A 22,231-nucleotide genomic window follows, 5' to 3' on the forward strand; every position below is an offset into this window, starting at 1 on the left:
GCCTTTACGCCAATGCCCCTGCTAAGGTGCTGCGCTTTTGTTACAGAGGAGTTCCGATGTTACCCCTACCTGACATACTGATCTGGGCAGCACTGGCACTGGCCACCCTGCTCTGCATGGCACGCCAACGCCTGCCAGGTTTCCTGCTGCTGGCTGTGGCCCTGCTGCTGGCGCTCTGGCTGGATCGCATCACCACGACAGCACTGCTGGTAACGCTGGCAGCCCTGCTGCTGGCCTGGCGTCTACCCACCTTCTCCTGTCATAGCCGCCCCCTCGCATGGTCAGCCCTGCTGGCATGGGCGGTGGCACTGACCCTGCACCTGATCCCCGGTTTCAGCAATCTCAAGGTGCTGGATCAGGTACTGGCAGGCCCCGCCAGTGTGCCATTCAACATGTATCTGAACCTCGACAAGCCACTGCTCTTCTTTGGGCTGCTGCTGGCCTGTCCGACGCTGCTTGGTAAGGGAGGCGCTATCCGCTGGCGTCCGCTGGCTCTGTTACTGCTGCCGCTGGGTGCCCTGCTGGTCATCGCCTGGCAGTTGGGGGCACTGAAACCGGAAGTGGGTCTGCCCCACTGGTGGTGGCTGTTTGCACTCAACAACCTGCTGTTCACCTGCGTGGCGGAAGAGGCGCTGTTTCGAGGCGCTATTCAGCAGGGGCTGACCGAGCGTTACCGCCCCTGGATTGGCATCATCGTGGCCGCGCTACTGTTCGGAGCCATCCACCTGCCCGGTGGCCCACTGCTGGCGCTGTTTGCGACCCTGGCAGGCTGCTGCTACGGCTTGGTATTCCAGCTCAGCGGGCGACTCTCCGTGGCCATCCTGATCCACTTCGCCTTCAACTTCGCCCATCTGGTGCTCTTCACCTACCCGCTGGCCAGAGCCTGACGGTCAACTGCGCGGCGTCTTGCCCTTGAACGGCTTGACGCTGCGTTTGGCCTGAGTACGGCGATTGGCCTGCTTGTCACGAGGGGGGCGTTTGCCCTCCCCGCTGGCAGGCTGGTCGGTGACCGGGAATCCCGCCAGATCTCCCAGCGGCAGCTCGCGGCCGGTCAGGGTGCGGATGGCTTGCAGCATGTCACTCTCGCCATGACAAACCAGCGAGATGGCCAACCCCTCGCGGCCAGCCCTGGCGGTACGCCCGATGCGGTGAACGTAGACAGGGGCACTGGCGGGCAAGTCCAGATTGATCACCAGCGGCAGCGCCTCCACATGGATGCCGCGCGCCATCAGGTCGGTGGCCACCAGCACCCGCACCCGACCCTCCTTGAAATCATTGAGCGCCTGCTCGCGCACCGCCTGCTCCTTCTCGCCATGGAGAGCAGCCACCGCAATGCCCGCCTTGGCCAGCTTTCTGGCGACCCCGTCGGCATCATCCCGCGCACTGATAAAGACCAGCACCTGCGGCCACGCCTGCTCCTTGAGCAGGCTGATGAGCGCCGGCACCTTGCTGCTCTTGTTGACCAGATAGAGTCGCTCTTCGATCTCGTTCACCACGCTGTTGAGGGGTGTGGCCTCGATACGGGTTGGCTCACGCAGCAGGCCGTTGGCCAGCGCCTCCAGCTCGGCAGGCAAGGTGGCGGAGAAGAACAGGGTCTGGCGATCCGCCGGAATAAAGCCGAGCAGCGCCTTGATGTCGGGAGCAAAGCCCATCTCCAGCAGGCGATCCGCCTCATCCAGCACCAGCAGCTGCAGACCATCCAGCCCCAGCAACTGTTGGGTCAGCAGATCCCGCAACCGCCCGGGTGTAGCCACCAGCAGCTGTGGCCCCTGCGCCAGTTCGGCCTGTTGCCGCTCCTGCGCAACGCCCCCACACAACGTCACGATGCACAATCCCAGCGCCTCGGCCCCCTCTTTAAGCGCGGCAGATACCTGAATCGCCAGCTCGCGGGTTGGCACCAGCACCAGACCCTGCACCTGGCTGGAGGCAGGATCCAGCCGTTGCAGCAGCGGCAAACCAAACGCCAGCGTCTTGCCGCTGCCGGTCTGGGCCAGTGCCAGCAGATCCTGCCCCGCCAACGCCGCCGGAATCGCCAGCTGCTGGATGCGGGTCGGCGTCTGCAAGGTGGCGGGCAAAGAGGCCAGCAGAGCGGGATGGAGGGCAAGTTCGCGAAAGGTCATGGCGCTACGTTAACAAAGAGAAGTGGGAGGCGAAGTCTAGTGAGCGGGGGCCGAGAAGTAAAACCCTATCAATGATGGCCAGGCCAAGGGGGGGATTGCAACGGGCTGACTACACTTGAGCTGACCCATCACAGAGAAAACTGTCATGACCAGACACATCCCCATCCTGCTGCTGACCAGTGCGCTGCTTGGCAGCATCTCGCTCGGCCTGTCCGGCAGCACGGCGAGCGACAGTGCGGCCGAACAGGCCAAACCGGTGCGTACTCTTAACGCGCATCTCGGTGAGCTGCCGGGACTGATCAATGCCGACAAGACAGGACCTTTCGTTGATTTAGTGCGCGCCATCGACGATCTTCATCCCGATGTGACCATCAGGATCACCATCTATCCCATCGCCCGGGCCATGGCCGGAGTGATCGCTGGCAAGGCAGATCTCGGTCTGCCCGCCATCCGCAATCTCAGGGAGGTCGATATGCTCCCCTACCGTTTCAGTACCCGCAGCTTTGGCAAGGTGGCCCATGTGATTTACAGCAATACGGCCCATCCGGTCACCACAGATATGGCCTATGGCATAGTGCCCACCAAACGGGATCTGCTGATTGAAGCCGTTCCCGACTATATGCCCTTCTCGGTACAGCGCTCGATGAGTATCGAGCAGTCACTGCGCAAACTGTCTCGGGGTCGCATAGACGCCTTTGTCTGGGCACAAGAAGAGGCGGACCTGATGCTGAAAAATCTGAAGCTGACCAATATTCGCCGTGAATTCTTTGGTGATTTCGAGGATGTCTTCATCATCCAGAAAGGGGGGAGCGGGGATGAAATAGACGAATTTTTAAGTCGTTCCATTGAGCAACTCGCCGCCACCGGCAAACTGGCCGAGATCTACGAGAAGATCCACCGCCCCTATGTGGAGTGGCAACCCTCCCCACCCGCCAAGGCTGAACCGGCGACCACCCCGCCCGCAACACCCTGAACAGACAATTCCCGCATAAAAAATCCCGCCGAAGCGGGATTTTTTATGGCTTGCAGCCTTACAGCACGGCCAGCGCAGCGGCGTAGTTCGGCTCGTCGGCCACTTCTGCGACCAGCTCACTGTGCAGCACCTTGTTGTCACCATCCAGTACCACGATGGCGCGAGCGGTCAGACCGACCAGCGGGCCGGAAGAGAAGGCCACGCCGTAATCTTCCATGAAGGCCGCACCGCGCAGGGTGGAGAGAGTCACTACCTTGTCCAGACCTTCGGCGCCGCAGAAGCGGGACTGGGCGAACGGCAGATCGGCTGAGATGCACAGCACGACAGTGTTCTCCAGCGCGCTGGCCTGCTCGTTGAACTTGCGCACAGAGGTCGCGCAGGTTGGGGTATCGACGCTCGGGAAGATGTTCAGGATTTTGCGCTGACCGGCAAAGCTTGCCAGGGTCACGTCGGAGAGATCCTTGGCCACCAGAGAGAAGGGCTTGGCTTGCTCACCGGCGACCGGGAAGTGACCAGCGACGGAAACCGGGTTGCCTTGCAGAGTGACTGAGTTGCTCATGTGTTATGTCCTTTATTGGTGTAGTAAAAATCCGAGTGATCAGTATAGGGGCGGCGAGACCAGACAAACACCCGCGAAGACAAGGGATATAAAGGGGTTGACCTTGGACTTAACACCAAGGTTTAGACTTCTTCTCGGTAATCAGGGATCTCGCAGGGGCGGGATCCATCAAGAGGGACTCATCATGAGCAAATCCTGCTGCAATCATCAGCACGCAGCCCCCATCAAGGCCGTCAGCAAGGCGGCCTCTGGCCAGAGTGAACATCACCACGATAGCCACTGCTGCGACAACACCACGCCCGTCAGTTGCTGTTCAACCCAGACGCCTCATGAGCACGCATCCCGTGACGGCAATGAATCCCCCGGGGATGAAGAGCCTCCCCGGGGAGGCTGTCACGATCAAGCGTGCTGCAGCGCCTCCTTATCACCAGCTCACGAGCATGAGCATGATATGCCCCCTGCAGACCCGCTGGTTGCGCCGGTGCAAGGCAACAGCCGCCACAGCTGGCAGGTATTGGGGATGGATTGCCCCAGCTGCGCCCGCAAGATCGAGACAGCCGTCTGCCGGGTGAGCGGCGTGCAGCAGGCACGCGTGCTGTTTGCCACCGAGAAGCTGGTAGTGGATCTGGCCCCAGGCCTCTCCCCGGATCCCGTCACCGCCGCTGTGCTGGCTGCTGGTTTCCAGCTCAAGGGTGCTCAAGCCACCAGAGCCCACACAATCACAAAGGGAGCAACACGCCAAAGCCCGCAGCTAAACACCCTGGGCAAATATTGGCAGCCCCTGTCACTGGCCAGTCTGATGCTGGTCGCCGCCCTGCTGCCGAAAGAGCTCGGTCAGCCACTCTTTACCCTGGCGACCCTCTGGGGGCTGTGGCCCATCTCCCGCAAGGCGTGGGCGCTGACCAAAAGCGGCTCCCCCTTCGCCATCGAGACCCTGATGACGGTCGCCGCCCTGGGCGCCCTGTTTCTCGGCGAAACCGCCGAAGCGGCCATGGTGCTGCTGCTCTTTATGCTGGGTGAACATCTGGAGGCCTACGCCGCCGGACGCGCCCGGGCCGGAGTGACCGCCCTGATGGCGCTGGTACCCGACAAGGCGCTGCGCATCCGTACCACTGCCGAGGGCGAGGTGCGGGAAGAGGTAGCTGCCGATGAGCTGCGTCCCGGCGATATCATCGAAATCGCCCCAGGTGCCCGTCTACCTGCCGACGCCCGCCTGCTCGATGAACTCGGTGCGTTTGACGAAAGCGCCCTGACAGGTGAGTCTATTCCGGTGGAACGCCGTCAGGGTGACAAGGTGCCGGCCGGTAGTCTGGCGGCCGATCGGGTACTGCGCCTTGAAGTCGTCTCCGAGCCCGGCAACAACGCCATCGACCGCATTCTGCACCTCATCGAGGAGGCCGAAAGCCAGCGCGCCCCCATCGAGCGCTTTATCGACCGCTTCAGCCGCTGGTATACCCCGGCCATGATGCTGGTTGCTCTGCTGGTGGTGGTGGTGCCGCCCCTTGCCTTCAGCCAGAGCTGGGACGAATGGATCTATCGCGGACTGGCGCTGCTGCTGATCGGCTGCCCCTGCGCGCTGGTCATCTCCACCCCGGCAGCGGTCACCTCGGCGCTGGCAGCCGCCACCCGTCAGGGAGCGCTGATCAAAGGGGGGGCCGCACTGGAGCGACTGGCCCATATCGATACCGTCGCCTTTGACAAGACCGGCACCCTGACCCTGGGCAAGCCGCAACTGACCGAACTGGTGAGCCTCAATGGCCAACCGGAGGCCGAGTTGCTGGCACTGGCGGCTGCCATCGAGCAGGGCTCCCACCACCCGCTGGCCCGCGCCGTGGTCGCCAACGCGACCGAACAGGGGCTGACGCTGGCGGAGGCCCGAGACTTGCGTGCCCTGCCGGGCATGGGCGTTGAGGGACGCATCAACGGTGAACTGTGGCAACTGCTGGCACCGAACCGGGTGGCGACCCTGAATGTGGAACAGCAGACACGGATTGGTTCGCTGGAGCGGCAGGGCAAGACCGTCGTGGTGCTCTGCCAGAGCAGTGGCGACCAGGCGCTGCCGATTGCCCTGCTGGCGCTGCGGGATCAGATCCGGCCGGAGGCAGCGGCCGCGCTGCAAGAGCTCAACCGACTCGGGCTCAACAGCATCATGTTAACCGGGGATAACCCCAACGCCGCCGAGGCGATCGCCACCGAGCTGGGCATGGGCTGGCGCGCCGGTCTGCTGCCGGAGGGCAAGGTCAATGAAATTGCCAAGCTCGCCAGCTCGCAGAAAGTCGCGATGATCGGCGATGGCATCAACGATGCCCCCGCCATGAAGCGGGCCAGTATCGGCATAGCCATGGGGGGCGGCACCGATGTGGCGCTGGAGACGGCAGATGCGGCGCTGACCCACAACCAGCTCGGCGGTATTGCCGCGATGATCCGGCTGTCGCGGGCGGCACTGGCCAATATTCACCAGAATATCGCGCTGGCGCTGGGGCTGAAGGCCATCTTCCTGGTCACCAGCCTGCTCGGCATCACCGGTCTGTGGATTGCGGTGCTGGCCGATACCGGCGCCACAGCGCTGGTGACCGCCAACGCCTTGCGGCTGCTGCGCAAGCGTTAAGCCAGCCGATAGCATCCCAGCCAAAAGCCGTCCCCCAACCGGGACGGCTTTTCTTTTTCCTCTCATTTCTCTCACGGCACCCCGTAAAAGAAAAAGCGCGCCTGCCGGTCGGCAGTCGCGCTTTGCTTACTCTCTCGGAGTTATCCCACCCTTGGCAAGGTGGAATTCAACCCGGGGGCGCCGAGCCATCCCCCGGACTCAATGGCTTGCTTACTTGACGCTGCACTCCTGAATGACGGCTGTGCCCGCCTTGACGCCAGCCGGGTCAACCTTCACCAGCACACTCCACAACCCCTGCGGCAGGGTGATGCTGTTATTGGCACTGCCCCCCTTGGAGAAGGCGAACGAATAGCCGGTTTCAGCGTTCACCGCGCCGCCACCGTTGAGCAGGTACTCCTTGCTCCAGTCCTCGTTGGCGACCTTGAACTCGGTGCTGCCAGCGTAGTTGAACGCCGCCTGATAGATGGCGAGATCGCCGTCCATCCCCTTGTAGCTCAGCTGGTACTGAGGTTGGGCTCCCCAGCCGGAGAGCTCACCCTTGACGAAGAGGTTGTAGCCAAGCGGATTGCCCGCCACCGTATCCAGCACCTTGCAGCTCTGCACAGGCTCGGTGAAGCTGACGCTCAGGGTCGGTTTGTCCTTGTTCATGGCGGTAAAGACAAACTTGTAGCTGCCTGCCTTGGCCAGATCGACACCGATATTGCCGGTTTCTCCCCCCTTGCAAAGGGTCAGCGGAGTGCCAACCACCAGCTTGTCACCGGCGTTACAGCTGCCGTAGTTGACCGGCCCCCAGCTGGCGTCAGCGATCTTGACGCTGGTGGTACCCAGCTTGTCGGTGCTCACCTCGGTAGTGAACTCGTACATAAAGTTGCCGCTGAAGGTCATCTGGTTGGTGTTGCCCCACTCATCGAGGAACCCCTTCAGATAAACATCGGTGTTGCCAAACGGTGGCAGGGTGCTCAGGTCGGTCTTCTTGCTGACCGGCAGGCCCGCACCCTGTGCACCAGACTGCGGCTTGACGAACACAGCGGCAGACCAGGCCCCCAGCGTCAGCTGGCCGTTATCATAGGCGGCGCCGCTGGCGATGCTGTCGACTGCGCGATGCTTGCTGCTTAGCACCATACCGCTCAGATCGATCGGCTGATCGTTACCGTCACGGAAGTCGCCGATGCTCTGGCTCTGGTTGCTGGCGTTGATCATCACCACCAGACCGTCGATGGCCGGATCCAGATCCGCTCCGGCACTGACGCCATCATCCACCGTCATGACGATAAGGCCGGGCACCTGATCCGGGCCGGTATTGCGGAAGTCGACCCGCTTGATCACCTCGGCGCCACTGCCCAGACGCAGCAGGCGGGAGGAGTTGCGCAGCTCCGCCAGCTCCTGATAGAAGCTCACCATCTGCGCCATCTCGGCCGAGCCAGGCTTGGCATGCTTGCCGAGCACCTGCTCGATCAGTGGATAGTTGTCGCCATCCTTGTCCTTGCGCGGCAATCCCTTGTCGAAGTTGTTGTCGCCCAGGGTGTAGTCGACCTTGTTGTACCAGTCGCCCGAGTCATAGCTGTCCCGCTCCATGGATTTGGAACGCAGCAGCTCGACACCGGCGTGGGTGAAGGGAATGCCCTGACCCAGCATGGCAGTCGCTAGCGAGACCCCCTGCATCCGCACCAGATCGGCTCCGGCAGGCGCCTTGTAGATCAGGTTGTCGAACAGGGTCTGGTTGTCGTGCTTGTCGACGTAGTTCTGCACTTCCACCGGATCCTGGGCATAACCGGCAGGTTGACCGTTGTAGTCGATCTCGGCGCCTTTCTTTGGCATGCCATCCTTGTCGGTCAGCACGAACTCCTTGAGGTTGCCCGCCATGCCGAGCCGCACCAGATCGGACTGGTGCAAGGCCGTTGCCAGCTCCACCTTGCTCATTTCGTTAGGATCGACGAAGGCACCGTTGCCAAAGCCCTGGGTCTTGCGAATGGTATCGCCACCGTCAAACGGACTGCCGCCGCGCACCGCATCGCGCAAGCGGTCGGAGAAGGAGCCGATGCCAGTACCACCCAGATGCTTCTGGGTCGCCTGCACGAAGCGCTTGTCATCCTGCACTTCGCCGAAGTTCCACCCCTCGCCGTAGAAGTACATCTCGGGATTGACCTTCTTCACCGCGGCCAGCGCCTGCACCATCTGATCTTTCGGATGGTGGCCCATCAGGTCGAAGCGGAAGGCGTCGATCTTGTAGTCGCGCGCCCAGGTGACCAGAGAGTCATCCATCAGCTTGGCGAACATGGCGTGTTCCGGCGCCGTGTTGGAGCAGCAGGTGGAGTTCTCCACCGAGCCGGTCTCCGGATTGAGGCGCTGATAGTACCAGGGCACTATCTTGTCGAGCACCGACTTGGGGCCGAGCCCGGATTCGTTGGTATGGTTGTAGACCACATCCATCACCACGTTCATGCCGATGTTCTGCTTGATGGCCTTGACCATCTCGCGGAACTCCAGAATACGTTTGGTGCCCTCGGCGTTGGTGGCGTAGGAGCCTTCCGGCGTGGTGTAGTGGTAGGGATCATAACCCCAGTTGAAGGAGTCGACGCCGCGCAGGTAACCGGATAGCTCCTGCACCTGCGGATTATCCTTGCTGTCGCCCCCTTGCAGGTCGGCCAGCACATCTCCCACGGTCTGGCCGCCACCGCAATAGCCACCAAATTTGGATGTTTTCACATCCGGATTGACCTGACAGAGCTTGCTGAAGTCATCGCCGAGATTGGCCACCTTGGCCGGATCCTCGTTGACGGTGGCGATATCGAACACCGGCAGCAGGTGCAAGTGGCTGACGCCGCTCTTTGCCAGCGCTTTCAGATGGTTGACCGGTACAGAGTCGGGCTGGGTCAGACCGACAAACTTGCCGCGCTTCTCTTCATCGGTGGAGGCATCGTTGCCGGTCAGGTCACGAACATGGGCCTCATAAATAGTGATGTCGGCGGGGTTCTGCTGGCTGTGGGGCGCCTTGAGGCTGTCCCACCCTTCCGGTTTCAGGGCCGGGTCCTCGAGATCCACTACCTGACTGAACTCGGAGTTCATCGCGAGGCTCAGGGAGTAGGGATCGGTCACCTCGTAGTGCTCAACCTTGCGGCTCAGCGGATGGTAGACCTCCATATCGTAGCGATAGAACTGGCCGATCAGCTCGCTGCCCCCTTCATAACTCCAGCTGCCGCTGGCGCTGTCAAAGGTCATCGCTACCTCGCCACTCTTCTGGTGGCTGGCGTTGTAGAGGGCCAGCTTGACCGACTTGGCGGTCGGCGCCCAGAGACGGAAGGTCACCCGATTGCCCTCTACCACGGCGCCATAGCTCAGCTTGGTCGCCTCGGGAGCATAGAGCGCATCGAGGGCGCCGGCGCTCTGCACCAGGGTGGCTCCTTGCAGGATACCGTCGGCATCGGTGCCGATAGCCACCAGCTCACCCTTGAGCAGGGGCTTGAGATCTTTCCCGGCAGGCAGGGCAAAGGCGGCCGCATCCTTGAGGTGCGGATATTTGGCCTGCTGCTCGGCAGTCAGGCTGGTCGCGGTCAGGCTGATATAGGGGAAATCGAACACCCCATCGGCATTGGCCTTGATGGTGCCCGAGTCGGTGTAATAGAGGCGAACGTGGGGCTTGTCCTTGCCCCCTTGCCAAATCAGGGTATTGCCATCGATCAAATGAGCGCTGGCCCCCGCCACGCCAAAGGCGGCGGTAAAGGCTTCGGCACGGCTGCCAAACAGATCTTTCTTGCCCGCGACAATGGCCACGGTGCGATCCGGGTGCTCACTGAAGATCACCTTCATATCGCTGCCGGTCAGGTTGGCCAGATCGCCGTTGCGGGCGATAAAGTTGATGCACCCTTCCACCTTGTTGAGCGGAACGACCCAGGCCGGACCAAAGCTGTCGGCGGTGGCCGGTGTCTTGCTCTTGTCATCCCACCCGGTATTCAGGCCGCTATCTGCCGTTGCCTTGCAGGCGTCGTTGTTCCAAAGGTGCAGGCTGTAGCTGTCAAACGGTGCCTTGGCGCCTTTGGCTGCCGACTGGGTATCCACCAGTGCAATGACCACCTGATTGTCGCCGGCAACCAGCAACTCTTTCGGGGGATCCATCTTGGGCAGACGAGCGACAGGCCCATCGGTGACTTCAGGTGTAGGCGGTGTAGGGGGGACGGGGTTCACACCGGAGGCATCAGAGCTGTTGTCATTACAGCCAGACAAAAGCGCGAGCAGTGAGGCTGTTACCAGCGCCACTTTGGTCTTTTTCATATCCATATTTTTATAATTCCCGCTGTAGTTAGTCTCGATAGTCGAGCACCCGGTCATTGCCAGGTGGTGCCATATTAATCAGCGGTAATCGATTCAAATGTGAGCGAGAGGGCAAAAAAACCATCCAGTTTCAACAAGATAACGTTTTCAGACTGAAACTTCGATCCGGCTCACAGACCTCGCGGCCATTTGGCCTCATATCTGGAAAACGGCAGTCACGGGGTCAGAAAAGCAATGTCTGATCAAGTGGATAGACAAGGAGTAAGCAATGAAACGGATTGAAGAGCAGGCAAGACGACTCGATCAGGAGTATCAGGCGATCGGGCAGCTGTTCGACCAGTTCTGCCAGCAGGCAGGCGCCCTGGCCGAACAGTATCACTTCTTCAACTGGCCCGATTATGAAGACTCACCCCCGCTGAGCCGCGCCTTTACCCTGCTGGGGGAACCCCGCGAACTGCGGCTGCGCTGTCAGCCCGGTGAGCGCTCCGCCCTCAATGGCCTGATCCAGGTGGTCTCGGAGGATGGCACCATAGATGCCAGCCTCGGATTTCGCGCCGATGGCCAGTTGCTGCTGGAGTCCGGCAAACTGCTGGACAACCCGCCCGGACTGCTGCTCAAGTTGCTGCTCGGCGCAATCTGGCAACACAAGCCGCAGGCCGATCTCTCACAACAGGAGATCTAGCTGCGGAGCCAACTGTTGAGTCGTTCTGGCTATTGTGGCCGCAGCACGCATCCACAATAGCCTGTGTCGAATGAAGGCGTGGTGGATTTACACCAGAGCATCACTCCTCGCTACGCCCAGCCCCCGGCAGCAAATGTCCTGCTACTCCGGTTGCAGCGGTTCCGCCACCTTGCCCTCCAGCTTTCTGACCGGCTTTTGCAGGATCAGGTTGGCCGGATAGGTGACCAGATCGCCGTTGTCATCACGCACCCGCACATAGAAGAGGCCAATCTCGGTGATGACGCCGGTGACCGAATCATCCTTGTCAAGGATGCGGATCCGGTCGCCAATCTTGTAGGGGAAGGCAAAGAAGATGGTGATGCTGGCGGTGATGTTGGAGAGGATCGACCACTGGGCCACCATGGCGACCCCCAATACCGCAAAGAAGGAGGACGCGAGCACCACCAGTCGGGAGAAGTCGAGCCCCCACACCCCGGCCAGCACCAGCAGGGTGGCGCAGCCGAGCAGGAAGTGGAACACATGGGCCACGTAGAGCACCCGGTTCTCGCTCACCTGCCTGCTCTGGCCGAGCGCCAGCAGGCTCTTGTGAATAAGCCGCCGGATCAGGGTATGACCCAGCAACAGCAGCAGGGTCAGGCCAATTGATTGCCACATGGGTTATGCCTCCTTACCACCAGCGCCGATGTTTGAGCCAGATAGCCAGCCCGCTTGCCAGCGCCACCAAGGATCCGCAGAAGACCCAGAAGGCGGTCGGATTCTCGGCCCCGGGGATACCGCCGAGGTTGATGCCAAACAGACCGGTCAGGAAACTGGCCGGCAAAAAGAGCAGTGCCATCACCGACATCTGGTAGGCGCGGCGGTTGGTCGCCTCTGCCATCAGATTGTTGATCTCGTCTGCCAGCACGGCGGTGCGCGCCACTCCGGCATCGAGGTCATCGAGCCAGCGCCGCAGCCGGTCGGCGATATCGAGCAGACGGCGGCGATCATCCTCATCCAGCCAGCTGATCTTCTCGTTGGCCAGCCGCGCCACCAGATCCCGCTGCGGCGAGAGGTAGCGGCGGATCATGATGAGCTGCTTGCGGATCAGCGCCAAGCGGCCATTGGCGGGCATGTCGCGCATCAGCACCATCTCCTCCAGATCGAGGATCTTGTCGTGCAGCTCCTCGACAAACTCCCCCGCCCGATCGGTCAGGGCATCGCAGATCTCCACCAGCCAGTCGGCCGGGGTATCGGCGCCGCCCCCCAGCTTGAGCTGGTTGAAGACATCCTGTTCGGAGAGCAGCGGACGACGACGGCTGCTGATGATGAGATCCGGGGTGATGAAGATGCGCAGCGCCACCATCTCTTCGGGCCTGTGATCCTTGTTATGGTTGATGCCGCGCAGGATCAGCAGCACCGTCTCCCCCATCCGCACCAGCTTGGGACGATTGCTCTGGCCGAGCAGCGACTCCCTAGCCGCCTCGCTGAGCAAGGGGGTCTGCAACAGCCAGCGCGCCGAATCGGGATTGCCGTAATCCAGATGCAGCCAGCCGGGATGTCCCGCCGGGACTTCGCTTCCCGCCGTCAGCGGCGCCATGCCACCCTTGCCATCCAGGGTCAGGGCATAAATCACTTCACCGGGCACCCGATCCATCTCGTCTCCTTCTCGTTTCATGTGCTGGCCCCAGCTTACACCAAAGGCGGGGCCGACTCAGCCCCGCGCCTGGAAGGGGAGGCCTGTGTTAACATGGCCGCTCTCGTTTTCCATCCGCTTTCACTACAGGAAACCATGCCATGCCCATCTGGGTTGATGCCGATGCCTGCCCCATTCCGGTCAAGGAGATCCTCTACCGCGCCGCCCACCGCGCCCAGGTCGTCACCACCCTGGTGGCCAATCAGGGATTGCGGGTGCCCCCCTCGCCCTTCATCAAAACCCAGCAGGTGGAGAAGGGATTCGATGTGGCTGATCATGTCATCGCCCAGCAGGTTCAACCCGGCGATCTGGTGATCACCGGCGACATCCCCCTCGCCTCCTGGGTGATCGATGCCGGTGGCGAGGCGCTCAATCCCCGTGGCGAGATCTACACCCGCGAGACCATAAAGGCGCGGCTCGGCATGCGCAACTTTATGGAAGAGCTGCGCTCGGCCGGGGTGCAGACCGGCGGCCCGGCCCCCCTCAATGCCGCCGACAAGCAGCGTTTTGCCAATGCCCTCGACAAGTGGCTGGTCAAAGGCAAGTTATAAATAGGCTATAAAGGCGCCCAATTTGGGCGCTTTTTCGCCGTAACATCCTGATTTTTAAAATAAGAGCTGACCACAACCGTCAGGCTGGTAAGATGCGCCGCCATCTTGTCCACGCCGTAATCATCATGACCGCCCAAGGGCACCTGCTCTTCTCCGTTACCTGCACCCTGATCGCCCACAAACTGCAGCTCACTCCGGCGCTGGCCGATGCCAGCCTGTGGCAGACAATCCCTGCCGCGCTGGCCAGCGCCCTGTTGCCCGACCTCGACCACCCCAAATCGGTGCTGGGGCAGCGCCTGCCGTGGATCTCGAAACCTCTGTCGCGGCTGTTCGGCCATCGCGGCTTCACCCACAGTCTGCTGGCGGTCGCCGCCGCTGTCTGGGGGCTGAACCAGAGCCTGCCGCCGGACACCCTGCCCATGGGGGTCAAGGATGCGCTGATCGTCGGCTACCTCAGCCATCTGCTGGGGGACTGGCTCACCCCGGCGGGCATTCCGCTCTTCTGGCCCATCAAGCGCCGTTACCGCCTGCCGGGCTGGCCGCTGCGCAGCGGCGGTGCCATCGAAACCGGCTTTTGCACTCTCACCTTGCTGGTCGCCGGCTGGTGGTGCGGCTGGCGGCTGTGAGCCAGAAACAAAAAAGCCCCTGACGAGGTCAGGGGCCCAAGCAGTGGTGCGAACCACTAGAGGATCAGATCATGATGCCTGCGATAACGGCAGAGAGCAGGCTGACCAGGGTAGAACCGTAGACCAGCTTCAGGCCGAAGCGGGAAACCATGTTGCCCTTCTCTTCGTTCAGCGCTTTTACCGCACCGGCGATGATGCCGATGGAGCTGAAGTTGGCGAAGGAGACCATGAAGATGGAGAGGATACCGACGGTGCGCGGAGAGAGCTCGGCAGCCACCTTGCCCAGATCCATCATCGCCACAAACTCGTTGGTCACCAGCTTGGTCGCCATGATGGAGCCAGCTTGCAGCGCTTCACCACTCGGGATGCCCAGGATCCAGGCGATCGGGTAGAAGAGGTAGCCCATGACGAACTGGAAGTTCACGCCAAATGCCATCTCGAACAGGTAGTTGATGAGGGCGATCAGAGCGATGAAGCCCACCAGCATGGCACCCACGATCACGGCAACGGTGAAACCGGCCATGATGTACTCGCCCAGCATCTCGAAGAAGTTCTCTTTCTTCGGCGTGTGGTGCTCGTCACCTTCGGCAATGGCCTTGATGTCGGTCACGGAGTTATCCGGCTCGTAGGGGTTGATCAGAGAGAGCACCACAAAGGTACTGAACATGTTGAGCACCAGCGCGGCGACCACGTAGCGCGGCTCGATCAGCTGCATGTAGGCACCGACGATGGACATGGAGACGGTAGACATGGCCGTCGCCGCCAGGGTGTACATCTGCTTCTCGTTCAGGTGCGGCAGGATGTTCTTGAGGGCGATGAAGTTCTCGGACTGACCGACGATCATCGAGCTGATGGCGTTGAAAGACTCCAGCTTGCCCATGCCGTTGATCTTGGCCAGCACGGTACCGATACCGCGGATCACCAGCGGCAGCAGGCGGATGTACTGCAGAATACCGATCAGCACGGAGATGAAGACGATGGGCATCAGCACCATCAGGAAGAAGGAGAAGGCCCCTTCGTTGACCAGACCACCGAACACGAAGTCGGTACCCTGTTTGGCAAACTCCATCAACTTGGTGAAGCCGGCGGCAAAGCCCCCCACCACCGCCAGACCCACTTCCGAGTTCAGCATGAACCAGGCCAGCGCCAGTTCGACCACCAGCAGTTGGCCGATATAACGCAGCTTGATCTGTTTCCAGTTGTGGCGGTTAGCCAGCAGAGAGAGAGCGAGGACCATCACCAGTCCGAGCACAAAGTGAACGTATTCCATACCTGTAGCACCTGAGTAAATTGTAATTTTTGACCGGCGCCATCATAGACATTTGCACATTTAAAAATCAGATAGCCATCACAATCCCGCGCAATATTATGGAGGCAGGATAATACAAACGTTTTTAAATTAATTGTGCAATGAACTGATATTAATCGCGCAACATGGAAAATATAAATTCCTTTAAAAACATCATATTGAGTAAGGCTGGCGCCGTTTTTATGTTCTTTGAAAATATTTCATCAGCATTTTCGCAACATTCCCTATGGCGCAATAACTACTCGTGGAATATTTTCCAGTCATTATATTAAAACACTGAAAATAGAAAACGTTTATCCGCGATAAATAATTAGATGTGTGTTTGAAAAATAGTCCTTATTACATTGTCAGTGCTCGCCCGCGATCGGTTTGGCAACAAATGAACCTTTCATGGCCCCCTCGTGACCAGCCGTTCAAAAATCCGCCACATCCGGTGCCACATTCTGGTATGATGCGCGGCCTTAGCGCTCGCGCATCCCCGTTTTCTCCGAAATAGAGTCCTTTTGTGAACAACAGCGAATTTAGCAGCCTCAATCTCTCCCCCGCCCTGCAAGAGAACCTCACCAGCCTGGGTTACCTGCAGATGACCCCGATCCAGGCCCAGAGCCTGCCCCTGGTGCTCGATGGCAAAGACCTGATCGCCAAGGCAAAAACCGGCAGCGGCAAGACCGCCGCCTTCGGCCTCGGCCTGCTGGCCAAGCTCAACGTCAACCGCCTCGAAGTGCAGGCGCTGGTGCTCTGCCCGACCCGCGAACTGGCGGATCAGGTGGCTCAGGAGATCCGTCGTCTGGCGCGCGCCCTGCCCAACGTCAAGCTGGTCACCCTGTGCGGCGGCACCCCGACCGCACCGCAGTCCGCCACCCTGAGCTTTGGTGCCCACATCGCCGTCGGCACCCCGGGTCGTATTCTCAAGCATCTGGAGCAAGGCACGCTGGAGCTATCCGGCCTCAAGACGCTGGTGCTGGATGAAGCGGATCGCATGCTGGACATGGGCTTTGGCGAAGATATCAACCGGGTCATCAGCTATGCCCCCCAACAGCGTCAGACCCTGCTCTTCTCCGCCACCTATCCGGAAGGGATCGCCCAGATGAGCCGCGGCGTGCAGCGCAATCCGGTCGAGGTGAGCGTGGAGTCCCTGCACGAGGGGAGCGCCATCGAACAGAAGCTTTACGAAGTGCCTGCCGGTCAGCGCCTCGACGCCCTCACCTGGCTGCTGAGTCACTACCAGCCCAGCTCCTGCGTGGTGTTCTGCAACACCAAGCGCGCCTGTAACGACGTGGCCGACCATCTGGCCGCCAAGGGCTTCTCGGCGCTGGCGCTGAACGGCGATCTGGAGCAGCGCGAGCGGGATCAGGTGCTGGTGCGCTTTGCCAACGGCAGCGCCACCATTCTGGTGGCCACCGATGTGGCGGCCCGCGGCCTCGACATCAAGGAGCTGGGCGCCGTCATCAACTACGAGCTGACCTATGATCCGGAAGTGCACGTGCACCGCATCGGTCGTACCGGTCGTGCTGGCCAGCAGGGTCTGGCCCTGAGTCTCTATCAGCCGAACGAGGCCCAGCGCGTCAACTTTATCGAAGAGTACCAGCAGGCTCCGATGCCGCTGGGTGATCTCGACAGCATCGGCCGCGACATCAAGCCAATCGCACCGCAGATGGTAACCCTCTCCATCGATGCAGGCCGCAAGACCAAGGTGCGGGCCGGTGACATTCTGGGTGCCCTGACCGGTGAAGGCGGCATTGCCGGCGCCGACGTGGGCAAGATCCAGATCTCCGAGCAATACTCCTACGTCGCGGTCAAACAGAGCGTGGCCAAGGCTGCACTCAAGCGGCTGCAGGAAGGCAAGATCAAGGGTCGCAGCTACCGCGCCCGCAAACTGGGCTAAGGTTCTTTGCAAGCCGTTAGCCAGACCACAGGCGCCTGACAGGCGCCTGTTTCATATCTCCGATGCCGCCATGCGGCAAGACAGGCACCATGACCCAAGCAATCCAGACCGATGTGAGCTGCCAGAACTGCGAAGCCTGCTGCTGCCGCCTCGAAGTGATGCTCTTTACCGATACTGGCGTGCCGGACCGTTATGTACTGGAACGGGAAGGCGAGATACCGGTCATGCGCCGGCTGGACGATGGCTGGTGCGCCGCCCTCGACCGCAACACCATGATGTGCCGTATCTACGAGGTACGGCCGTTGATCTGCCGTGAATTCGAGATGGGGGAACCCGACTGCATCGACGAGCGGGACAAGTGGTTTATCAATCTCGGTTAAATTGAGCGGCTCACTGCGCAGAGCGATAGCTCCTGCTCCAGCCAGCGAATGGCGGCCCCCTCCTGCTCGAAATAGCGCACAGCCCGAAACGGCAAGCCTTTGAAGATTTGATCGGCCAGATAGCGCTTGAAGCCCCCTACGAAAACCACAGCCAGAAACTGACAGCCACTCTCGGCACACCAGCCAAACTGGCGACGAAAACGGGCCAGCACCTCGGGCCCGGCCGCTTCAAACTCGGTCGCGACCTCGACAATTCCCCAGGGGCCATCCATCAGACCGGCCAGTTCGTGACGAAAGCGCGCCTCATAGGCCATGGCACCTGCCAGATTGAAGGGGCCACTCGGGCGGCAGATCAGCATCTGGCCCCTGCGCTCCATGTCAAATTGCCCATGTGGCTGCATGACTGCTCCCATTCCGTTACCACCACCATCGCCTGCAAATTGTTACCACAAGGTAATAATTTATAAGGAAAAGTCCAGCAGCAAACAGGCTTTCCCCAAAGTGTGGTCATCCTATCCAGCAAACCGTCGGCACCTCATGTTACCGACATCCCGCACTGAATCGGTCTCGAGATGTGTGATTGCAGTTAACGAAACGTTACTGCTATTATCCGCGCCGCCACAAACATTCCACCAACCGAAAGGTTTGGCACCCCAACAAGGATGTGCAATGAAAAACAGGGACTCGAGTCATTACCAACGGATCTGGCGCTGGCACTTCTACGCCGGTCTCTTTGTCGCCCCTTTCCTGATCCTGCTGTCACTGACCGGGATCGTCTATCTGTTCAAACCCCAGCTCGACAACCTGATGTACCCCGAGCTGATGAAGGTCGCCCCCGCCAGCCAGACCCTGAGTGCCGACCAGCTGCTGGCCAAGGCGATGATGACCATGCCGGATGCTAGCCTGCGTAAATACCTGCCGCCTGCCGCTCCCGACCTGAGCGCCCAGTTCATCGTCAATCGGGGTGAACAGGAACTGACCCTGTTTATGGATCCCGCCAGCGGCGCCCTGCTCGGCACCATGGACAACAAGTGGAATCTGCAAGCGGTGGCTCGCTCCCTGCACGCCGACCTGCTGCTCGGCACCACCGGAGATCGGCTGATCGAACTGGCTGCAGGCTGGGGGCTGGTGCTGCTGCTGAGCGGCCTCTACCTCTGGTGGCCACGCAAGGGGCCCGGGGTGGGCGGCATCCTCTGGCCCAGAGTGAGCCAGCGCGGACGTCTCTGGTGGCGGGATCTGCACGCTGTGGTCGGCTTCTGGGGCGCCGGTTTCCTGCTGCTATTGCTGTTGAGCGGCATGACCTGGACCGGTTTCTGGGGCGATCAGTTTGCCGCGGTCTGGAACCGCTTCCCGGCCGCAATGTGGAACGAGGTGCCCAAATCGGCACCGCTGGCCCGCAACCTCAATCAGGCCCATGAGCAGACCGTCCCCTGGGCGGTGGAGAACACCCCCATGCCCAGCTCGCAGCCGGTCGATGAGGGGCACGATCACGGTGCCATGAACCACGGCGAGCACGAGGGAATGGTGATGGCCAGCCAGCGGATCCCGCTGCAACAGGTGGTGGATATCGCCACTGCCCGGAAGGTGAGTCCGGGGTACAGCATCACCCCGCCGGTCGGCACCACCGGCGTCTACACCATCGCCCTGTTTGCCGACGATCCACGCAACGACGCCACCCTGCATATCGATCAATACAGCGGCAAGGTGCTGGCCGATGTGCGCTGGCAGGATTACGGCACGGTTGCCAAGACGGTGGAGAGCGGCGTCATGCTGCACATGGGCAAGCTCTACGGCTGGCCCCATCAGCTGGCCATGCTGACCATCTGCCTGATGGTGCTGGCCAGCGCCGTGAGTGGTCTGTGGATCTGGTGGTGCCGCCGTCCGCAGGGCCGTCTCGCCGCGCCGCCACTGCCTGCCAAACTCCCGCCGATGCGCGGTGCCATCGCCCTGCTCATTTTGCTGGGGATCGCCTTCCCGCTGGTCGGCGCCTCCATGGTCGCCATCTGGCTGCTGGATACCCTGCTCTTCTCCCGCCGCACGCTCAAGGTGGCGCGCGCCAGCTAAACCGGCCAAAACCAAAAAGGGCTCCCATCTCGGGAGCCCTTTTCATTGTTCGCCTTGGCGTTTGCGCCCCCCGTCAGGATAGCGCCAACCCGATGGAGAGCAGCAGGCTGAACAGAAAGGCGCTGATGGCGGTCTTCTTGAGGGAACCGGTCAGCACCTCGCCATCGTAGCTTTCGCGAAGAGTCTTGGCCGCATCGCTGAGAGGCTTCATGGCGGGCAGGAAGATCCACGGCCAGAAACTGGCGGGCTGGATCAGGATAAAGGCGATGGTGGCCAGCAGCGCCGCCCCCAGCAACACCCAGTGATAGGCGATGGCGCGGTTGCGGCCAAGGCGCACCGCCAGGGTGATCTTGCCGCTGGCGGCGTCGGTCTCGATGTCGCGCACATTGTTGATATTGAGCACGGCGGTGGCCAGCAGGCCACAAGCGGTGGCGGGCAGCAGCAGATCCCACTCCAGCGTCTTGGTGAAGAGGTAGTAGGAGCCGAGCACCCCGAGCAGGCCGAAGAATAAGAACACCGAGATATCGCCAAACCCGCGATAGCCGTAGGGAGTCTTGCCGACCGTGTAGGTCACCGCCGCAACAATGGCCGCACCACCCAGCACTACAAATGCCAAAATCTGCAGCCACTGGCCGCCGAAGGCGCAGCCGAGCAGCAGCAGGCCACTGGCCACCGCCGCCAGCGCGGTCATCCCCATCGCCACGCACATCTGCTTTTTGGTGATAAGGCCGGAGACCACCGCCCGCTGCGGGCCGATCCGCTCGCCGTTGTCGGCGCCGGAGACCGCATCGCCGTAATCGTTGGCCAGATTGGAGAGGATCTGCAGCAGGATGGCGGTCAGCAGAGAGAGCGCCATGATGGTGCCATCGAAGGCACCACGACTGGCAGCCAGCCCCGAGCCCAGCAGGATGGAAGAGCAGGCGAGCGGCAATGTTCGCAAACGCGCCGCCAGCAACCAAACAGAGAAGGTATTTGTCATTTTGTGATGGCCAAACAATCGGATATTGATCGTGTTAAGGGTTATCGAACCGGATTTGGGTATACTTGGCCCCGGAGAGTGAAGCTCCCGCGGGCGATTTACATGGACGAATGGGCAGATAATATATAGGAAATCATCGCCCTTTGGCATAAACCTACGGCATCCAGCTACCGGATCGCTCGTTACTACCCGGCTCAGACAAGAATCCATGTTGGCTCAGACCCATATCAAGCAACAACTGGACGCCCTGCGTCACAGCAACGTCAGCGGCTTCGTACGGTTGAGAGTGGCGATCGAAATCCGCTCCTTTCTGGGCTGGCTCGCGGCGCAAACCCTCTATCCCCGCATCTACTGGCAGGCCCGTGGAGAGGCTCGTCCCGAGTATGTCGCGCTGGGCGCCATCCATGAACTGACCGAGCCGCACGCCATCAAGCAGGTGTGCACTAACACAGCCAACCAGCATCATGACGACAGCCCCCGCTACTATGGCGGACTGGCGTTCGATCCGGCCCAATCCGGCTGGCAAGGGTTTGGCCCCTGCCGTTTCGTGCTGCCCCGCATCGAGCTGGTGCGCCGTGGCGAGTGCGTCAGCCTCTGCCTCAACCTCTGGCTGGATGACGACAATCTCGAGGCCGAACTGCAGGCGGCAGAAGCCGCCCTCGATGCCCTGCGCCCGGAAGCCCCGCTACCCGCCCTGCAAAAGCAGCCCTGGCAGCGACAGGATTGCCCTGGCCCCGCCCAGTGGCAGACCTTGGTAGAGCGCGTCACCGCCCCCGATTTTCAGGCGCACACCCCCAAGGTGGTGCTGTCGCGGGAGAGCGTGCTGACCAGTCCGAACCATGATGCGGATATCAATCCCTGGGCCATGCTCGACCAGTGGGCCCGCCACGCCCAGGACTGCTTCCACTTCGGTTTTCAATTCTCCCCCGAGCAGGCCTTTATCGCCTGCTCCCCCGAGCGGCTCTACCGCCGGGAAGATCGCCACCTCTTTACCGAGGCACTGGCGGGCACCATCCGCCGCTCCGGCGATGAAGAGGTGGATGCCCAACTGGCCGCCGAGCTGCTGGCCGACAGCAAGAACCGGCTGGAGAACCGTCTGGTTCACGCCGACATCCTCAGCCGTCTGGCGCCACTGACCCACGATGCCACCCTGACCGAGCCGCGCATTTTCAAACTGCGGCTGCTGCAACACCTCAAGTGCGATATCGAAGCCGAGCTCAAGCCCGGGGTCTGCGACTGGCAGCTGCTCGACGCCCTCCACCCGACGCCGGCGGTGGGTGGTGCCCCGCGCGAGGCAGCGCTCGCCTTTATCCGCGAGTTCGAGCCCTATGATCGGGGCTGGTACGCCGGTGCCTGCGGCATGCTGAGCCGGGAGACCTCCGAGTTCTCGGTCGCCATTCGCAGCGCCCGCATTCAGCCGGGCAGCGTCACCCTGTTTGCCGGTGCCGGCATTGTCGCCGGTTCCGAGCCTGTCGCCGAGTGGGCCGAACTCGACAACAAGATCGCCAATGTGCTCTCCCTGCTGGGATAGTCATTCACCCTTTTCACGCTACG

The 22,231-nt window shown here is 61.3% G+C and carries 18 protein-coding genes; 10 read left to right on the forward strand and 8 right to left on the reverse strand.

The window, feature by feature from the left end; genetic code table 11:
- Positions 1–56: 56 nt before the first annotated feature.
- The gene (locus G5533_RS18430) at positions 57–887 is read left to right on the forward strand and encodes a lysostaphin resistance A-like protein (RefSeq protein WP_441255204.1); all 831 of its coding nucleotides are present in this window, start codon (positions 57–59) and stop codon (positions 885–887) included.
- Positions 888–890: 3 nt separating this feature from the next.
- Here the strand turns inward: G5533_RS18430 and G5533_RS18435 are convergent, their stop codons facing one another.
- A complete protein-coding gene (locus G5533_RS18435; protein ID WP_421255746.1) occupies positions 891–2,120 on the reverse strand; it encodes a DEAD/DEAH box helicase in 1,230 nt (409 codons plus the stop codon).
- A 145-nt stretch (positions 2,121–2,265) separates the two neighbouring features.
- On the opposite strand from G5533_RS18435, the gene G5533_RS18440 reads away from it, so the two are divergent.
- Positions 2,266–3,093: a transporter substrate-binding domain-containing protein gene (locus G5533_RS18440; RefSeq protein ID WP_100646827.1), complete on the forward strand. Its 828-nt coding sequence runs from the start codon at positions 2,266–2,268 to the stop codon at positions 3,091–3,093.
- Positions 3,094–3,151: 58 nt separating this feature from the next.
- Here G5533_RS18440 and tpx read toward each other — a convergent pair whose 3' ends face one another.
- Positions 3,152–3,652, reverse strand: a complete 501-nt coding sequence (gene tpx / locus G5533_RS18445) for a thiol peroxidase (RefSeq protein ID WP_005341463.1) — start codon at positions 3,650–3,652, stop codon at positions 3,152–3,154.
- A gap of 184 nt (positions 3,653–3,836) precedes the next feature.
- On the opposite strand from tpx, the gene G5533_RS18450 reads away from it, so the two are divergent.
- A complete protein-coding gene (locus G5533_RS18450; protein ID WP_441255205.1) occupies positions 3,837–6,260 on the forward strand; it encodes a zinc/cadmium/mercury/lead-transporting ATPase in 2,424 nt (807 codons plus the stop codon).
- A gap of 210 nt (positions 6,261–6,470) precedes the next feature.
- On the opposite strand, the gene pulA is transcribed toward G5533_RS18450, so the two are convergent.
- Entirely contained in the window at positions 6,471–10,535 is a 4,065-nt protein-coding gene (pulA, locus tag G5533_RS18455; RefSeq protein ID WP_441255206.1) for a pullulanase-type alpha-1,6-glucosidase, read from the reverse strand.
- Positions 10,536–10,797: 262 nt separating this feature from the next.
- On the opposite strand from pulA, the gene G5533_RS18460 reads away from it, so the two are divergent.
- Positions 10,798–11,211 (forward strand): hypothetical protein, encoded by a 414-nt coding sequence (locus G5533_RS18460; RefSeq protein WP_216952830.1) that lies wholly within the window; start codon positions 10,798–10,800, stop codon positions 11,209–11,211.
- A 141-nt stretch (positions 11,212–11,352) separates the two neighbouring features.
- Here the strand turns inward: G5533_RS18460 and G5533_RS18465 are convergent, their stop codons facing one another.
- Positions 11,353–11,865: a mechanosensitive ion channel domain-containing protein gene (locus tag G5533_RS18465; RefSeq protein ID WP_005354921.1), complete on the reverse strand. Its 513-nt coding sequence runs from the start codon at positions 11,863–11,865 to the stop codon at positions 11,353–11,355.
- Between the two features lie 13 nt (positions 11,866–11,878).
- A complete protein-coding gene (gene zntB / locus G5533_RS18470; RefSeq protein WP_162506411.1) occupies positions 11,879–12,844 on the reverse strand; it encodes a zinc transporter ZntB in 966 nt (321 codons plus the stop codon).
- Positions 12,845–12,984: 140 nt separating this feature from the next.
- Here zntB and G5533_RS18475 point away from each other — a divergent pair, with 140 nt between their 5' ends.
- Together G5533_RS18475 and G5533_RS18480 are read left to right on the forward strand one after the other, a co-directional pair.
- A complete protein-coding gene (locus G5533_RS18475; RefSeq protein WP_124928468.1) occupies positions 12,985–13,434 on the forward strand; it encodes a YaiI/YqxD family protein in 450 nt (149 codons plus the stop codon).
- Between the two features lie 125 nt (positions 13,435–13,559).
- The gene (locus tag G5533_RS18480; RefSeq protein WP_041234360.1) at positions 13,560–14,060 is read left to right on the forward strand and encodes a metal-dependent hydrolase; all 501 of its coding nucleotides are present in this window, start codon (positions 13,560–13,562) and stop codon (positions 14,058–14,060) included.
- Positions 14,061–14,124: 64 nt separating this feature from the next.
- On the opposite strand, the gene G5533_RS18485 is transcribed toward G5533_RS18480, so the two are convergent.
- On the reverse strand, positions 14,125–15,330 hold the full coding sequence (locus G5533_RS18485) for a NupC/NupG family nucleoside CNT transporter (RefSeq protein WP_005363118.1): 1,206 nt from the start codon (positions 15,328–15,330) through the stop codon (positions 14,125–14,127).
- Between the two features lie 544 nt (positions 15,331–15,874).
- Between G5533_RS18485 and dbpA the strand changes: the two genes are divergently transcribed.
- Both dbpA and G5533_RS18495 read left to right on the forward strand, forming a co-directional pair.
- Complete coding sequence (dbpA, locus tag G5533_RS18490) at positions 15,875–17,254, forward strand: ATP-dependent RNA helicase DbpA (RefSeq protein ID WP_421332789.1); 1,380 nt, start codon at positions 15,875–15,877, stop codon at positions 17,252–17,254.
- A gap of 89 nt (positions 17,255–17,343) precedes the next feature.
- Complete coding sequence (locus G5533_RS18495; protein ID WP_216980058.1) at positions 17,344–17,634, forward strand: YkgJ family cysteine cluster protein; 291 nt, start codon at positions 17,344–17,346, stop codon at positions 17,632–17,634.
- Here the strand turns inward: G5533_RS18495 and G5533_RS18500 are convergent.
- Entirely contained in the window at positions 17,631–18,035 is a 405-nt protein-coding gene (locus tag G5533_RS18500) for a hypothetical protein (RefSeq protein ID WP_421255750.1), read from the reverse strand. The genes G5533_RS18495 and G5533_RS18500 overlap by 4 nt on opposite strands.
- A 268-nt stretch (positions 18,036–18,303) precedes the next feature.
- Here G5533_RS18500 and G5533_RS18505 point away from each other — a divergent pair, with 268 nt between their 5' ends.
- Complete coding sequence (locus G5533_RS18505; protein WP_421255751.1) at positions 18,304–19,698, forward strand: PepSY-associated TM helix domain-containing protein; 1,395 nt, start codon at positions 18,304–18,306, stop codon at positions 19,696–19,698.
- A 73-nt stretch (positions 19,699–19,771) separates the two neighbouring features.
- Here G5533_RS18505 and G5533_RS18510 read toward each other — a convergent pair whose 3' ends face one another.
- A complete protein-coding gene (locus tag G5533_RS18510; protein WP_421255752.1) occupies positions 19,772–20,677 on the reverse strand; it encodes a 1,4-dihydroxy-2-naphthoate polyprenyltransferase in 906 nt (301 codons plus the stop codon).
- 208 nt (positions 20,678–20,885) lie between these two features.
- Between G5533_RS18510 and G5533_RS18515 the strand changes: the two genes are divergently transcribed.
- Positions 20,886–22,208: an isochorismate synthase gene (locus G5533_RS18515; protein WP_441255207.1), complete on the forward strand. Its 1,323-nt coding sequence runs from the start codon at positions 20,886–20,888 to the stop codon at positions 22,206–22,208.
- The last annotated feature ends 23 nt before the right edge of the window (positions 22,209–22,231 follow it).

This window comes from Aeromonas sp. A600620 (assembly GCF_029479985.1).
GTDB lineage: Bacteria > Pseudomonadota > Gammaproteobacteria > Enterobacterales > Aeromonadaceae > Aeromonas > Aeromonas veronii_A.